Consider the following 14353-nt stretch of genomic DNA (forward strand, 5'->3'; position numbering starts at 1 on the left):
CCATCGAAATTCACAGCGATTCCAGTCTCTTCGCCGTCGACATATCCACATCGCTGAGCCCATATGGACGGATCGCTCGTCGCACTCGCTGTTCAGATTCACAACGACTCGGGCCTTTCCGTAACGGACGTCTTCACAACCGAAAACCCTGCTTCGCCGAATCGATCGCCTCGCACTCACCGTCGAAGTTCACAGCGATCGGAGTGTCTGCGCCGCCGACATATCCACATCCCGAACCGCGCCTCGATGGATCGTTAGCCGACGGCCGCCGATCAGTATCGCAGCAAAGTCGAGCCTTTTCGCAGCAGACACCTGCGCATCGAAAACCATGCCTCGATGATGCAGTCGCTCTTGCTCACCATCGAAACGCACAGCGATCCGAGTGTCCGTGCAGAGGACATATCCACATCGGATGCGCCGCAACCGAGAACCGGCCTTTTACGACTCACCGAGCGAATTCACAGCAAGCCGAGTCTCTTCGCGGCAGCCGTGCCCACGTCGAAGCCGTGCACAAGCGGAAGGCATCGTGCTCGCAATCGCGCGAAAATCCGCGCCACCCGCCAGTGTGCCCAGTGGCTCCCAATCTCCCGCGCGCCCGCGTCCCGCTTCGCTTCCGCGCCGGCACTCACCGACAAAAAGCACAGCGCTTCGAGTCCCTTCGGCGCCGACCTGTCCACACACGCGCCGCCGACGTCCTCCACCACGCCAATCCGATTCATCGTCGAAACGCCGACAGCCAAGGCCAATCGCGGGGAACGGATACTACCGCGAAACGCGCCCGGCGCTCGCGCGCATACGGTCCCTCGTCCCGATATGCCCGCATAGTACGTACATAACTAGTTATTCAAACACGCCGACCGTAAAGCGCCATCCCCGACATTTTTCCCCGCAGAATCGCCGCCCCGCCGCACCGCTCGGTTACGCTTGAGCATCCGTCGATTTCGACATCCTGCACGGAGGCGCGATGAAGCTCTACTACTGGCCGAAAACCCGGGCGTTCCGGGCGTTGTGGATGCTGGAGGAAATCGGCGCCGTCTACGAGCTGGTGCCGATCGATCTGCGCTCGCACGAACAGGGCAGCGACGCGTTCGTGCAGGTGAATCCGATGGCGAAACTGCCCGCGCTCGACGACGGCAGCGCGCCGTTCGCCGAATCGGGCGCGGTGCTGCTCTATCTTGCCGATCGCTGCCCGGGCGCGGGCCTCGGCATCGCGCCGGACGACCCGGAGCGCGGCCGCTTCCTGCAGTGGATGTTCTTCACGCCCACCTGTCTCGAGCCGGCCATGGCGGAAAAATTCACCGGCGCGTCGGGCAACCCGGTCGCGTTCGGCTGGGGCAACATCACGCGCGTGCAGCGCGCGCTCGCGCAGACGCTCGCGCATAGCCGATGGCTCGTCGGCGACCGCTTCACCGCCGCCGATCTGCTGCTCGCGAGCACGCTGAAGATCGCGTTCGACGCGCATCTGCTGCCGCACGAAGGCGTGCTCGGCGACTACGTCGCGCGCGCCGAGGACCGCGACGGATACCGTCGCGCGGTCGCGGTCGAGCAGCGCGAATCGGCACGGCTGCTGCACGCGTAATGCACGGCGGCGCGCCGGCGGCCAGGTTCGCCGTCGCACCGGCTCGCGCGCGTTGCCCATGAAAAACGGCGGCCTCGGCCGCCGGTTTCGTCTCGCGCGCTCGACGACGCGCCGCCGTTACTTCCGGTCGACGATCACGCGATCGAACGTGCCGCCGTCCGCGAAGTGCGTCTTCTGCGCGTTCGCCCAGCTACCGAAAATCTGCTCGACGCTGAACGTCTTCAGCGGCTTGAGCTCGGCCGCATGCTTTTTCAGCACGTTCGCGTCGCGCGGACGCAGATGATGCTGCGCGATGATCTCCTGCGCCTCGGGCGTGTACAGGTAGTCGAGATACGCCTGCGCGACCTTGCGCGTGCCCTTCTTGTCGACGACCTTGTCGACGACCGCGACCGGCGGCTCCGCGAGAATGCTCGCCGACGGATAGACGGCATCGAACTGCGCACCCGATGCACCGGTGTCCATCAGCGCGACTTCGTTCTCGAACGTGACGAGCACGTCGCCGATGCCGCGCTGCGTGAACGTCGTCGTCGCGCCGCGGCCGCCGGAGTCGAGCACCGGCACGTTGCGGAAGATCGCCTTCTCGAACTCGAGCGCCTGCTGATCGGTCGCGCCCTTCTGCTTCTGATAGCCCCATGCGGCGAGATACGCGTAGCGGCCGTTGCCCGACGTCTTCGGGTTCGCGATGATCACCTGCACGCCCGGCTTCGCGAGATCGCTCCAGTCCTTGATCGCCTTCGGGTTGCCCTTGCGCACGAGGAACACCATCGTGGTCGAGTACGGCGAGCTGTTGTCCGGAAAGCGGGCGCGCCAGTCCTTCGGCAGCAGCTGGCCGCGCTCGGCGAGCAGGTCGATGTCGTTCGGCTGGTTCATCGTGACCACGTCGGCCTGCAGCCCTTGCAGCACCGACAGCGCCTGCGCGCTCGACGCGCCGTGCGACTGCTTGATCGTCACGGTCTCGCCGGTCTTTTGCTTGTAGGCGGCCGCGAAGCTCGCGTTGATGTCCTTGTAGAGCTCGCGCGTCACGTCGTACGACACGTTCAGGATCGACGTGTCCGCGTGCGCGACCGTTGCCGCCGCGACGAGTGCCGCCGCCGCGCCCGTATGCAGCCAGCGGCCGATCCCCTTGATGCTTGCCATCGTGATATGCCCCGTTTCCTTGGTGGTGGATGCGCGACGGCGCTGCGCCGTCATCGAAACGTAAGCGGGCATTCTAGCGGCCGCGCCCCGCGCGCCTTCCAATCTGTCGTGCAAAGCAAATCACGAATCGTCATAAGCAAGCAGCGCCCCACGCCCGCGCGCCGCAATGCTAAGATCGCCGCTCAGCCCACGCACGGTTCATCCATGTCCGCCATCCTCCGCTCGCCGTCGATTTCCGCCGCCCTCGCGGCCGGCGCGCGCGCGGCCGGGCTGAAACTGAAAAAACGACTCCTCGACTGACGGGGATGTCGCGTCCCGTCAGGCGAATGCCGGACGGGATGCCTGCAGGTCGTTTCTTTTCCTTGCTCGCACGCCTCGCACCGGCATAGCGCCGGCGGAACGGTTGTCTCCCTCCCGTTCTCACCATGAGGCTTTGCATGCACACATCACCCCGTTTTGAAGGTATCTGGCTGCCGATCGTCACGCCGTTTCACCGCGGCGACGTCGATCATCGCGCGCTCGCGCGCCTGGCGCGGCACTATGCGGCCGCCGGCATCGCAGGCTTCGTCGCCGGCGCGACGACCGGCGAAGGCGTGCTGCTCGATGCACGCGAGCAGGACGCCGTGTTCGCGACGCTGCGCGACGCGGTGCCGGACCGGCCGATCGTCGTCGGGCTGACCGCGAGCGCAACGCACGCCGCAGCCGCGCGCGCCCGCGAACTCGCGGCGCTGCGCCCGGACGGCCTGCTCGTCACGCCGCCCGTCTACGTGCGGCCGACGCAGGACGGCATTCGGCGCCACGTCGAAGCGATCGTCGAGGCGGCCGACCTGCCGGTGCTCGTCTACAACATCCCGTACCGCACCGGCGTGAACGTCGAACTCGACACGCTGCAGGCGCTCGCGCGCGATGCACGCGTGGCCGGCATTAAGGAATGCGGCGGCACGCTCGAGCGGATGAGCCGGCTCGTGCACGAGACGCCGCTCGCGGTGCTGTCCGGCGACGACAACCAGAACTTCGCCGCGCTCTGCGCCGGCGCGCACGGGACGATCGCGAGCAGCGCGCACGTGCTGCCCGAGCGGCATGTGCGGATGCACGCGCTGCTGCGCGACGGCCGTCTCGCCGACGCGCGGCATATCGCGGTCGCGTTGCAGCCGCTCGTCGCCGCGCTGTTCGCGGAGCCGAATCCGGCGCCGGTGAAGGCCGTGCTGGCCGCGCAAGGCTGGTGCGACGACGGCTTGCGTCTGCCGTTCGTGCCGGCCAGCGACGCGCTGCGCGCGCGGCTGCGCGCGCTGTGCGCGGAACTCGATGCACATGCGCCGGCGAGCGCGATGGCGTAGCGCGGCGCGGCGCGCATCGAATCGGCGATACGTCGTGCGCGCGCGCCGCTGCACGCTACGCGGCGAGTGCGGCCGCCGCCGGATGTGTCGCTTCGCGCACGGCCTGCGTGACGATCCGCGCGAGCCGATCGACGGTCGGCGTCGCCGACGACGTGCGCCGCAGCAGCACGAGCGGCACGCTCGGCAGCGCCGGCAGGCCGCATGCGGCGGCGTCGAGCACGCGCACCGACGCCGGCAGCCCGTAGTGCGAACGCACGGTCAGCCCGAGGCCGGCCGCGGCGGCCGCCCACAGCCCGGCGAGGCTCGGCGTCGTAAATGCGACGCGCCACGGCACGCCGGCTCGGTCGAGCGCATCGGTCGCCGCGCCGAAGAACCGGCACGGCCGGTCGAACATCACGAGCGGCAGCGGTTCGGGTGTCGCCACGATCGCGCGCGGGCCGGCTCGATCCTGCGCGCCTGCCGCCGCGCCGCCGTCGAACTCGGGTTGAGTCGCATGTGTGGCGCCGATCCACCGCATCGGGACGTGCGCGATCGTCTCGCTGTCGATTCCCGGCCGCGACGCGCGCTCCGCCGACGCCGGATCGCCCCATACGAGCGCGAGATCGAGCTGGTTCGCCTCGAGCCGGTCGAACAGATCGGCATTGCGCGATACGCGCGCGTCGATCCGCACCTTGGGATGCGCGCGCGCAAAGCGGCCGAGCACGTCCGGCAGGATCGCCTCGCCGAAATCCTCCTGCAGGCCAACGCGCACGCGGCCGTCGAGGTTCACGCCGCGCACGGCCGCGGCCGCTTCGTCGTTCAGCTCGACGATCCGCCGCGCATAGCGCAGCATCGCCTCGCCCGCGTCGGTCAGCGCGAGCCCGCGGCCGGCCTTCACGAACAGCGGCGTGCCCGCCTGCTCTTCGAGCTTGCGGATCTGCGCACTGACGGCCGATGTCGAGCGCGCGACGCGGTCCGCCGCCTTCGCGAAGCTGCCGAGGTCGACGCCCGCGACCAGGCTGCGCAACGCCGCGATGTCGAAGTTCGGTTGCGCGAGCGTCGTATCGCCGCGCGGCTCAATGGCGTATTCGTGTTCGGCCATGTCGACCATCCCGTTTTATCGAACGATTCGTCAAAAACTTTCCGATTTTCAGGATGAATGTAGGCGACGACACTGTGACTGTCAATTTCCGTCCCGGTCTTTCGCCATGGAACGCTCGCTTGCCCTTTCCCGTTCGTCTGCCGCGCGCCGCTGCGCCGCCCGCTGGCTGGTGCTCGCAGCCGGCGTTGCCGCGAACATGAGTTTTTCCGCCGCTGCGGCCGGCATTCCGACCACCGCGGTCTGGATGCGCAGCGCGTATCGCCTCGACAATGGCTCGCTCGGGCTCGTGCTCGGCGCACTCGGGTTCGGCGTCGCGCTGTCCGAGCTGCCGTGGGGCATCGCCGCCGACCGCTTCGGCGATCGCCGCGTGCTGTTGACCGGCCTGATCGCGACCGCCTCGATGCTCGCGCTGATGGCCGTTGCGATCGTGCCGACGCCCGACGCGGTGCCGCCGCTCGCGCACATCGTCGCGATGATGTGCGGCGTCGGGCTGCTTGGCGGCAGCGTGAACGGCTCGAGTGGACGCGCGGTGATGCGCTGGTTCGGCGAGCGCGAACGCGGGCTCGCGATGAGCATCCGGCAGACGGCCGTGCCGATGGGCGGCGGCGTCGGCGCGGCACTGTTGCCGTGGCTCGCGTCGCACGCCGGTTTCGGCGCCGTGTACGGCACGCTGATGCTGCTGTGCGCCGGCTCGGCCGTGCTGACGTGGTGCTGGCTGCGCGAGCCGCCTGCGGCGGCAGATGCCGCGCAGCCGCACGCGCGGCAACCGGCTGCCCCGCGCGCGACGACGCCGCTCGCGAACCGCGCGGTCTGGCGGCTCGTGATCGGTATCGGCGTGCTCTGTGTGCCGCAATTCGCGGTGCTGACGTTCGCGACGGTGTTTCTGCACGATTTCGGCCGGCTCGGCGTGGCCGGGATCAGCGCGACGATGGTCGCGCTGCAGCTCGGCGCGATGGCGATGCGCGTATGGAGCGGCCGCCATACCGACCGCCATCGGAACCGGCGCGCGTATCTGCGCGGATCGGTGCTCGTCGCGGCCGGCTCGTTTGCGCTGCTCGCGGCCGCGACGGCCGGCAGCCCGCAGGTGCCGGTCGCGGCGATCGTCGCGATTCTCGTGTTCGCGGGCATCTGCGTATCGGCCTGGCACGGCGTCGCCTACACCGAACTCGCGACGCTGGCCGGCGCCGACCATGCCGGCACCGCGCTCGGCATGGCCAACACGATGGTCTATGTCGGGCTGTTCGTCACGCCGCTCGCGATCCCGCCGCTGCTCGCGGCCAGCACGTGGAGCGTCGTGTGGCTCGCGGCCGGCGCGTGCGCGTGCGCGACGCTGCCGCTGTTCCCGAAACGGCCCGCGTAGCGCACGGACTCAGAACGTGTAGACGGCCGACAGCATCGCCGCGCGCCCGTCGCCGAACTCGACGGCCGAGGAGCGCGACGCGTTGCCCGGCTGCTGCCGCACGCGCTCCACGTACGCGCGATCGAACAGGTTGTCGACGTTCAGCTGAAACCGCAGCCGCCGGTTCACGTCGTAGCTCGCCATCAGGTTGTGCACCCAGTACGCGCCGAGCGTCCCGTCGCCTTCGGACGTCACGTTGCGCCGGCCGACGAAATGCGACCCATAGCCGATCGTCCAGCCGGCCGGCAGCCGATAGGTCGTCCACAGATTGAACGCGTGCCGCGGCGTGTTGCCGAGCGCCTTCCCGTTGCGACGCGGCGACGACGGCGAGTCGAGCGTCGCGCTCGCGAGATACGTGTAGTTCGCGAACAGATCCCACTTCGGCGTGATCTTGCCAGCCGCGCCGAGCTCGACGCCGCGCACGCGCTGCTTGCCGGCGAGCAGGTAGCTGCCGTCGGACATCCGTTCGCGCGCGTGGTGCTTGTACGTCTGGAACAGCGCGCCGTTCAGCGCGAGACCGGCGAGGCCCTCCCACTTCGCGCCAAGTTCGACGCTCTCGTTCTTCTCGGGCGCGAGGCCGCCCGATGCCGCGTTCACGCCGCTGCCCGTCGTGACGAGGAATTCCGCCGACGGATTGAACGACGTGCCGTATGCCGCGTAGATGCGACCGTTGTCGGTCGGCTTGAACACGAGCCCCGCGCGCGTGCTCAGATGACGGTCCGCGGTGTCCGCGCGCTCGGTCGGCTTGCCGGCCGGCGTATTGCGCGCCCAGCCGTCGATCCAGTCGTGACGCAGCCCGACGTCGAGGTCCCAGTACCGGCCGAACGAGATCGTATCGAACGCGTACAGCGCCTTCACGTCGAGCGCCGTATCGGTGCGCGCGGTGTTCTCGCGGCGCGCGGGGCCCGACCAGTAGCCGGGCGGCGCGGCGAGCGCATAGCCGTTCTTCGGGAAGTGACGCGCGAGCCCGTGCGAGTAGGTGCTGCGCGCGTACGTCTCGCGCGAGATCTCGAAGCCCGCGACGAGCGTATGGCCGACGCCGAACGTGCTGAATTCGCCGGTCGCGTTCGTCTGGTTCATCCACATCGCGGTGGACGCGTCGCGCCCGTAGCCCTGCGGCCCCGCCGGCTTGTAGCGCCCGCGCGGCATCCCGTCGAGGTTCGCATGCGACGCGGAAACCACCGTGTCGCGATTCAGATGCGCGTAGCGGCTCAGGTTCTGCAGCTTCAGCTGCGGCGACACGTCGTGCTCGGCCTTCACGGTGAACGTGTTGGACTCGATCCGTTCGCGGTCGAGGTTGCGCCAGCCGAAATAGGCATCGCGCGCGACGCCGCCGAGCACCTGGCCGTTGCGCGCGGGCAGCCCGTAGTCGGGCAGGTTGTGGTCGTACTGGTGGAAATAGCCGAGCGTCACGCGCGTCGGCGTGCCGAGCCCGAAGCCGAGCGACGGTGCGACGCCCCAGCGCCGCTTGCGGATGTCGTTGCGGCCGGGCACGTCGTTCACGTGCGCCATCGCATTGAGCCGGAACACCGAACTGCCGTCGCTGCCGGGCAGCGGGCGGTTCGCGTCGAGCGTCGCGCGCCGGTAGCCGGACGTGCCGAGCACCGTGCCGGCCTCGATGAACGCCTTGCGCTGCGGCGCCTTGCTGATCAGGTTGACCGAGCCGCCCGTCGTGCCCGCGCCGCCGAACACCGAATTCGGCCCCTTGATGACCTCGACGGCGTCGATGTTGAACAGATCGCTGCGATTGTTCTGCGCGCTGTCGCGCAACCCGTCGAGCTGCAGGTTCGCGTGCGCGCTGAAGCCGCGGATGAGCAGCATGTCGCCCGACCCGCCGCCGCCCTCGCCCGCGTTGAACGTGATGCCCGCGACGTTGGACAGCGCTTCGCGCAGGCTCGTGACCTGCTGCTCGTCGAGCACCTCGCGCGGCACGACGGTGATCGTCTGCGGCACGTCGAGCAGCGGCGTCGCGTATTTCGCGGAGCCCGAACGATCGACGCGCGAGCCGGTGTCGCGCTCGCCCTGCACGACGATCGGGCTCAGGTGCGGCGCGCGCCGCGGATCGGTGTCGTCCGCAGCGGCCGGCGCGGCCGCGCAGGTCATCATCGCGAATGCGACGGAAACAGCCGGGCGACGCGGCGGCGTCGCGCTCGACTGGATCGGGCTCGTCATGGTCACTTCCCCTTCATCAATGAGAATGGTTCTCATTCCAAATAAAAGGGCGCGACATGGCAATCGGACGGAAACGAAATTTCCGTGGAAGCGGCGCCTGCCGCTTCGGCGCGTCGAGCGGCGTCAGGCCGTCAGGCCGCCTCGCGTGCGAGCGCGCGCCGCGCGGCCGGCCGTTCGGCTTCGCGCTGCGCGTGCGCGGTCCAGGCGCGATGCCGCGTCATGTCGAAGCCGATCGCGCCGCCCCACCGGTACAGCACCAGCAGGAACGGATCGACGATCGAATGGCCACCCGGCTCCGCCCACGTGCGTCCGTCCGCGAGCGCCGCCTCGATCGTCGCGTTCGCCGCGTCGATCACGCTGCGTCCATGCTCGCTGATCGCACCGTGCAGCGCCGGATCGCCGACGAAGCGGCCGGGCCGCCACAGCGTGCCGTAGCCGACGCCATGCACCCAGCCGACGAGCCAGGCCAGCCATTCGTGGCACCGCGCTTCGCGCAGCGCATCGTCGAGCGGCAGCAGCTGCGCATCCGGATGGCGGCGCGCGAGATACGTCAGGATCGCCGGCGTTTCGGTCAGCACGCGCGACTCGCCGGGAATCGCGAGCACCGGCACACGCGCTTTCGGGTTGATCGCGAGATAGCCGTCGGTGAGGTTCTCCTGCTTGCGGACCTGCACGATCTCGACGTCGAACGGTGCGCCCGTTTCTTCGAGCGCGATATGAGCGGCGAGCGAACACGCGCCCGGCGAAAGATAGAGACGATAGGCGTTCATGGTGGCATTGCCCCGGCGGGCCTGTGAAAGACGAGCACGAGTGTAGGAATGCCGCGCCCGCGGCCGCAAACGATGAATTGTCGTGCTCGGACATTAGTGTTACTAATGCGCAATGCGACGCATCCATCTCCCTCCGCTGCAGACCTTGCGTGCGTTCGAGGCCGCCGTCCGGCTGCAAAGCTTCACGCGCGCAGCCGACGAACTCGCGCTCACGCAAGGCGCCGTGAGCCAGCACATCCGCGCGCTCGAGGCGCAGCTCGGCTATCCGCTATTCACGCGCGAACGCGGCGGCGCAACGCCTTCTCACGCCGCGCATGCGCTCGCGCTGCAGGTGCGCCAGGGGCTCAGCGTGCTCGAGCGCGCGTTCGAGCCGACGCACGCAGTGCGCGCCCGGCCGCGCGCCTGCGACGTCACGCTCAACGTCAGCGTGCTGCCGAGCGTGGCCGAGCGCTGGCTCGCGCCGCGGCTGCCGCGCTTCGCGGCCGCGCACCCGCAGATCTCGATCGTGCTGCATCCGGACACAGCGCTCGCGCCGCTTCGCAAGCGCGACCGCATCGACGTCGCGCTGCGCTACGGGCCCGGCACGTGGCCGGGCGTCGTCGCCGAGAAGCTGATGAACGAGACCGTGTTTCCGGTCGCGAGCCCCGCGTACCGCAACCGCGACGGCATCGCGCCGCGCGCGCCGGCCGATCTCGTGCGCGCGACGCTGCTGCGCCATCCCGCGCAGCCGTGGGAACCGTGGTTTCAGGCCGCGCGGCTCGATCTGACCGAGTCGGCGCGCGCGCCGCGCTTCGCGGACGCGAACGCGCTGATCGACGCGGTGCTGAAAGGACGCGGCGTCGCGCTCGCGCGCCGCTCGCTGATCGAGCGCGAACTCGCGAGCGGCGCGCTCGTGCGCGTATCGACGGTGCGCATCACCGACGTCTACGCACACTACGTCGTGTGGCGCCCCGGCCATCCGCGCGAAGCGGCGATCCGCACCTGGCTCGACTGGCTGCGCAGCGAAGTGCGGCGCCGCACGCCGCGTCGCTGACGCGCGCCTCAAGCGGAGGCGGCCATCACCTTGTCGAGCGTGATCGGCAGATCGCGCACGCGCACGCCGGTCGCGTGATAAACCGCATTCGCGATCGCGGCCGGCACGCCCGTGATGCCGATCTCGCCGATCCCGCGGATACCGAGCGGATTGAAATGCGCATCGCGCTCGTCGACGAACGTGACGTCGAGCTCGCCGATATCGGCATTCACCGGCACGTGATACTCGGCGAGATTCGCGTTCGTGAAGCGGCCGGCGCGCAGGTCGAGATGCGAGCCTTCCTCGAGCGCGGTGCCGAGCCCCCACACCATGCCGCCGAGCAGCTGGCTGCGCGCCGTCTTCGCGTTCAGCAGCGCGCCGACGCTGTACACGCCGACGATGCGCGGCACGCGTATCGTGCCGAGCTCCGCGTCGACGTACACTTCCGCAAACACCGCGCCGAACGAATGGAACGCGTAGCGCTGCTTCTCGTCGCCCGGCTTCGTCGTCGCGAGCGCCTCGATCGGTTGCCCGCCCGCACGCGCGATCACCGCGGCGGCCGGGTCGCGTCGCGATCGGTCTGCGCGATGCACGACCCAGCCGTCGTCGACCGTCACGTCGTCCGCCGCGGCGCCGTGCAGCGGTGAACCCGAATCGGCGATCGCCAGCGCGATCAGCTTCGCACGCGCCTGCAGCGCCGCCTCGCGCACGGCCGGCGCGACGCTCGCGGCCGACTGCGAACCGCCCGACACGGGTGCACCGGGCAGCCCCGAATCGCCGAGCGAGAAGCGCACGTTCTGCGGCGCAAAGCCGAGCGCGTCGGCCGCGACCTGCGTCATCACCGTGTAGGTGCCGGTGCCGATGTCCTGCGTGCCCGACGCGACTTCAGCCGTGCCGTCCGGCAGGATCCGCGCGCGCGCCGATGCCTCGCTGCGGTTTCCCGGATACGTCGCGGCCGCCATGCCGAGGCCGATCAGCGTATCGCCGTCGCGCAGCGTGCGCGGCGCCTGCGTGCGGCGCGACCAGCCGAAGCGCTGCGCGCCGACGCGATAGCACTCGCGCAGCGCATTGCTCGACCACGGCTTGCCGTCCTCCGGATCGACCTGCGCATAGTTCGCGAGCCGCAGCGCGACCGGATCCATGCCGAGCTGCCACGCGAGCTCGTCCATCGCCGATTCGAGCGCGAACGAGCCGGACGCTTCGCCGGGCGCACGCATGAACGTCGGCGTGCCGACGTTCAGCGACACGATCCGATGGGTGGTCGCCTGGTTCGGCACCGCATACATGATCCGCGATGGCATTCCGCACATCTCGGTCCAGTCCTCGAAGGTCGACGTCGTGACGATCGAATCGTGGCGCATCGCGGTCAGCGTGCCGTCGCGCCGCGCGGCCAGCACGACGCGCTGCTCGGTCAGCGGCCGTCCGCCGACCGGGCCGAACATCTGCGGCCGCGTCAGCACGAGCCGCACCGGTCGCCCGGTCTGCTTCGCGGCCATCGCGCACAGCGACACGTGCGACCACGACGAACCCTTGCAGCCGAACCCGCCGCCGAGAAACGGCGAGATCACGCGCACGTGCTCCGGCGCGATTCCGAACACGGCGGCCACGGCGTTGCGCGTGCCGGTCACGCCCTGCGTCGCGTCGTGCAGCGTGAGCGTCGGTCCGTCCCAGCGCGCCATCGTCGCGTGCGGCTCGATCGGGTTGTGATGCTGCATCGGCGTCGTGTACGTCGCGTCGACGTGCACGTCGCCCGCGCGCAACCCTGCGTCGACGTCGCCGCGCTGCGTGTCCATCTCGCGCCCCTGCTGCTTCGGCGGCACACGCGCGCGGCCCTTCTCGCGCGCGAAATCGAGCGCCGCCTCGCTCGCGCGATAACGCACGCGCACCGCCTGCGCGGCGTCGGTCGCGTGTTCGAGCGTATCGGCGACGACCACCGCGACCGGCTCGTTGCTGTAGCGCACCGCGTCGTCCTGCAGCAGCGTGAGCCGGCGGCCGGCCGGCGGCGACAGCGGCGGCCGGCCCGCGTTCGGCAGGCGCAGCGCGTTTTCGTGCGTGATCACGAGCAGCACGCCGGGCATCGCGCGGGCGCGCGCCGTGTCGATCGACTCGATGCGGCCGCTCGCGATCGTGCTCGTCACGAGCACCGCATGCGCGAGCCGCGCATCGTCGAATTCGGCTGCGTAGCGTGCGCCGCCCGTCACCTTGAGTACGCCGTCGACGCGGTCGAGCGGCTGTCCGGTCAGCGTGTTCATGCGTGTCCTCCCGTCGATCGCGCGGCCGTCTTCACCGCGCGCACGATCGCGCGCTGCGCGAGCGCGACCTTGAATGCATTGCCGTCGAGCGGCTGCGCATCGCGCAGCGCGAGCGCGGCCGCTTCGCGCAACGCCGCATCCGTCGGCTCGCGACCGGCGAGATGCTGCTCCGCGGCCGTCGCGCGCAGCGGCTTGTGCGCGACGCCGCCGAGCGCGATGCGCGCCTGTTCGATCCGTGCGCCGTCCATCCGCAGCGCGGCGGCGACCGACACCAGCGCGAACGCATAGCTCGCGCGGTCGCGCACCTTCACGTAGTGCGCATGATCGGCAAACTGCGGCGGCGGCAGGTCGACCGCGGTGATCAGTTCGCCCGGCTCGAGCGTCGTGTCGAGATCGGGGCGGTCGCCGGGCAGCCGATGAAACGACGCGAACGGAATCTGCCGCTCGCCGCGCGGGCCGCTCGTGCGCACCACCGCGTCGAGCGCCGCGAGCGCGACGCTCATGTCCGACGGATTGACGGCCACGCAATGCGCACTCGCGCCGAGAATCGCGTGCATCCGGTTGTCGCCGCCGATCGCCGCGCAGCCGCTGCCCGGATCGCGCTTGTTGCATTGCGCGAACGCCGGATCGTAGAAGTACGGGCAGCGCGTGCGTTGCATCAGGTTGCCGCCGACGGTCGCCATGTTGCGCAGCTGCGCGGACGCGCCGGCCAGCAGCGCTTGCGACAGCAGCGGATAACCGCTGCGCACGCGCGGATGATCGGCCGCGTCGCTGTTGCGCACGAGCGCGCCGATCCTCAGCCCGCCGTCCGGCAACGCGTCGACCGTGTCGAGGCCCGCGATATGCGTGACGTCGATCAGCATGACGGGCCGCGCGACGCCGCCCTTCATCAGATCGAGCAGGTTCGTGCCGCCGCCGATGAACGCGGCGCCCGGCTGCTGCGCGGCGCGCACGGCGTCCGCGACGTCGGTCGCGCGTTCGTACGAGATCGCTTCCATGACGCGGCCCTCCGCTTACGCGTTGCGCGCGTGCGCGGCACGCACGGCGGCGACGATGTTCGAATAGGCGCCGCAGCGGCACAGGTTGCCGCTCATGCGTTCGCGGATCTCGTCGTCCGACAGCTGCGCCGGACGCTGCCGCACGTCTGCGGTGGCGGCGCTCGCCGCGCCCGATGCGAATTCGTCGAGCAACGCCGTCGCCGAACACAGCTGGCCCGGCGTGCAGTAGCCGCACTGGAACGCATCGTGTTCGACGAACGCACGCTGCACCGGGCTCAGCACGCCGTCGCGCGCGAGCCCTTCGACGGTCGTGATGCGCTGCCCTTCGTGCATCACCGCGAGCGTCAGACACGCGTTGATGCGCCGTCCGTCGACGAGCACCGTGCACGCGCCGCACTGGCCGCGGTCGCAACCCTTCTTCGTGCCGGTGAGCCCTGCGTATTCGCGCAGCGCGTCGAGCAGCGTGACGCGCGGTTCGAGCTGCAACGTATAGGCATGACCGTTGATGTCGAGATGAACGGGGCGCGCCGGCACCGCCGCGCGCGACGGCGGGGCCGACGCCGTGCTCGCATGCGGTGGCTGCGCATGCATGGCCGGCGCCGCGCCGACCGTTGCG

At 70.0% G+C, this 14353-nt stretch carries 12 protein-coding genes; 5 read left to right on the forward strand and 7 right to left on the reverse strand.

The features are described from left to right. Positions 1 to 964 precede the first annotated feature (964 nt). Positions 965 to 1579: a glutathione S-transferase family protein gene (locus HMPREF3115_RS17495; RefSeq protein WP_006407120.1), complete on the forward strand. Its 615-nt coding sequence runs from the start codon at positions 965 to 967 to the stop codon at positions 1577 to 1579. Between the two features lie 117 nt (positions 1580 to 1696). Here HMPREF3115_RS17495 and HMPREF3115_RS17500 read toward each other — a convergent pair whose 3' ends face one another. Then, the gene (locus HMPREF3115_RS17500) at positions 1697 to 2716 is read right to left on the reverse strand and encodes a sulfate ABC transporter substrate-binding protein (protein ID WP_070555376.1); all 1020 of its coding nucleotides are present in this window, start codon (positions 2714 to 2716) and stop codon (positions 1697 to 1699) included. Between the two features lie 108 nt (positions 2717 to 2824). On the opposite strand from HMPREF3115_RS17500, the gene HMPREF3115_RS17505 reads away from it, so the two are divergent. Together HMPREF3115_RS17505 and dapA are read left to right on the forward strand one after the other, a co-directional pair. Next, a complete protein-coding gene (locus tag HMPREF3115_RS17505; RefSeq protein WP_200053074.1) occupies positions 2825 to 3016 on the forward strand; it encodes a hypothetical protein in 192 nt (63 codons plus the stop codon). Positions 3017 to 3153: 137 nt separating this feature from the next. After that, on the forward strand, positions 3154 to 4053 hold the full coding sequence (gene dapA / locus HMPREF3115_RS17510) for a 4-hydroxy-tetrahydrodipicolinate synthase (protein ID WP_006407123.1): 900 nt from the start codon (positions 3154 to 3156) through the stop codon (positions 4051 to 4053). Between the two features lie 55 nt (positions 4054 to 4108). Here dapA and HMPREF3115_RS17515 read toward each other — a convergent pair whose 3' ends face one another. Beyond that, on the reverse strand, positions 4109 to 5143 hold the full coding sequence (locus HMPREF3115_RS17515; protein ID WP_070555379.1) for a LysR substrate-binding domain-containing protein: 1035 nt from the start codon (positions 5141 to 5143) through the stop codon (positions 4109 to 4111). 97 nt (positions 5144 to 5240) lie between these two features. On the opposite strand from HMPREF3115_RS17515, the gene HMPREF3115_RS17520 reads away from it, so the two are divergent. Continuing rightward, positions 5241 to 6494 (forward strand): MFS transporter, encoded by a 1254-nt coding sequence (locus HMPREF3115_RS17520; RefSeq protein WP_070555381.1) that lies wholly within the window; start codon positions 5241 to 5243, stop codon positions 6492 to 6494. A gap of 9 nt (positions 6495 to 6503) precedes the next feature. On the opposite strand, the gene HMPREF3115_RS17525 is transcribed toward HMPREF3115_RS17520, so the two are convergent. Then, complete coding sequence (locus tag HMPREF3115_RS17525; protein WP_070555384.1) at positions 6504 to 8705, reverse strand: TonB-dependent receptor; 2202 nt, start codon at positions 8703 to 8705, stop codon at positions 6504 to 6506. 131 nt (positions 8706 to 8836) lie between these two features. After that, entirely contained in the window at positions 8837 to 9475 is a 639-nt protein-coding gene (locus HMPREF3115_RS17530; protein ID WP_006407127.1) for a glutathione S-transferase family protein, read from the reverse strand. 112 nt (positions 9476 to 9587) lie between these two features. Between HMPREF3115_RS17530 and HMPREF3115_RS17535 the strand changes: the two genes are divergently transcribed. Beyond that, a complete protein-coding gene (locus HMPREF3115_RS17535) occupies positions 9588 to 10508 on the forward strand; it encodes a LysR substrate-binding domain-containing protein (RefSeq protein WP_006407128.1) in 921 nt (306 codons plus the stop codon). A gap of 8 nt (positions 10509 to 10516) precedes the next feature. On the opposite strand, the gene HMPREF3115_RS17540 is transcribed toward HMPREF3115_RS17535, so the two are convergent. The 3 genes from HMPREF3115_RS17540 to HMPREF3115_RS17550 form a co-directional block, all read right to left on the reverse strand. Then, positions 10517 to 12739 carry a xanthine dehydrogenase family protein molybdopterin-binding subunit gene (locus HMPREF3115_RS17540; RefSeq protein WP_070555387.1) on the reverse strand — a complete coding sequence of 741 codons (2223 nt, stop codon included), beginning with the start codon at positions 12737 to 12739 and terminating at the stop codon, positions 10517 to 10519. Then, entirely contained in the window at positions 12736 to 13737 is a 1002-nt protein-coding gene (locus HMPREF3115_RS17545) for an FAD binding domain-containing protein (RefSeq protein ID WP_070555388.1), read from the reverse strand. Before HMPREF3115_RS17545 ends, HMPREF3115_RS17540 begins: the two co-directional genes overlap by 4 nt. A gap of 15 nt (positions 13738 to 13752) precedes the next feature. After that, on the reverse strand, positions 13753 to 14353 hold a 601-nt coding region (locus HMPREF3115_RS17550; protein WP_070555391.1), incomplete at its 5' end, for a 2Fe-2S iron-sulfur cluster-binding protein.

It is taken from the genome of Burkholderia sp. HMSC10F09, assembly GCF_001806955.1.
In the GTDB taxonomy this organism is placed as follows: Bacteria; Pseudomonadota; Gammaproteobacteria; order Burkholderiales; family Burkholderiaceae; genus Burkholderia; species Burkholderia multivorans.

What these genes read in the sequence shown, in the direction of transcription:
- HMPREF3115_RS17495 (WP_006407120.1), top strand. Translation starts at nt 965, where the DNA reads ATGAAGCTCTACTACTGGCCGAAAACCCGGGCGTTCCGGGCGTTGTGG.
- HMPREF3115_RS17500 (WP_070555376.1), bottom strand. Translation starts at nt 2,716, where the DNA reads ATGGCAAGCATCAAGGGGATCGGCCGCTGGCTGCATACGGGCGCGGCG.
- dapA (WP_006407123.1), top strand. Translation starts at nt 3,154, where the DNA reads ATGCACACATCACCCCGTTTTGAAGGTATCTGGCTGCCGATCGTCACG.
- HMPREF3115_RS17515 (WP_070555379.1), bottom strand. Translation starts at nt 5,143, where the DNA reads ATGGTCGACATGGCCGAACACGAATACGCCATTGAGCCGCGCGGCGAT.
- HMPREF3115_RS17520 (WP_070555381.1), top strand. Translation starts at nt 5,241, where the DNA reads ATGGAACGCTCGCTTGCCCTTTCCCGTTCGTCTGCCGCGCGCCGCTGC.
- HMPREF3115_RS17525 (WP_070555384.1), bottom strand. Translation starts at nt 8,705, where the DNA reads ATGACGAGCCCGATCCAGTCGAGCGCGACGCCGCCGCGTCGCCCGGCT.
- HMPREF3115_RS17530 (WP_006407127.1), bottom strand. Translation starts at nt 9,475, where the DNA reads ATGAACGCCTATCGTCTCTATCTTTCGCCGGGCGCGTGTTCGCTCGCC.
- HMPREF3115_RS17535 (WP_006407128.1), top strand. Translation starts at nt 9,588, where the DNA reads ATGCGACGCATCCATCTCCCTCCGCTGCAGACCTTGCGTGCGTTCGAG.
- HMPREF3115_RS17540 (WP_070555387.1), bottom strand. Translation starts at nt 12,739, where the DNA reads ATGAACACGCTGACCGGACAGCCGCTCGACCGCGTCGACGGCGTACTC.
- HMPREF3115_RS17545 (WP_070555388.1), bottom strand. Translation starts at nt 13,737, where the DNA reads ATGGAAGCGATCTCGTACGAACGCGCGACCGACGTCGCGGACGCCGTG.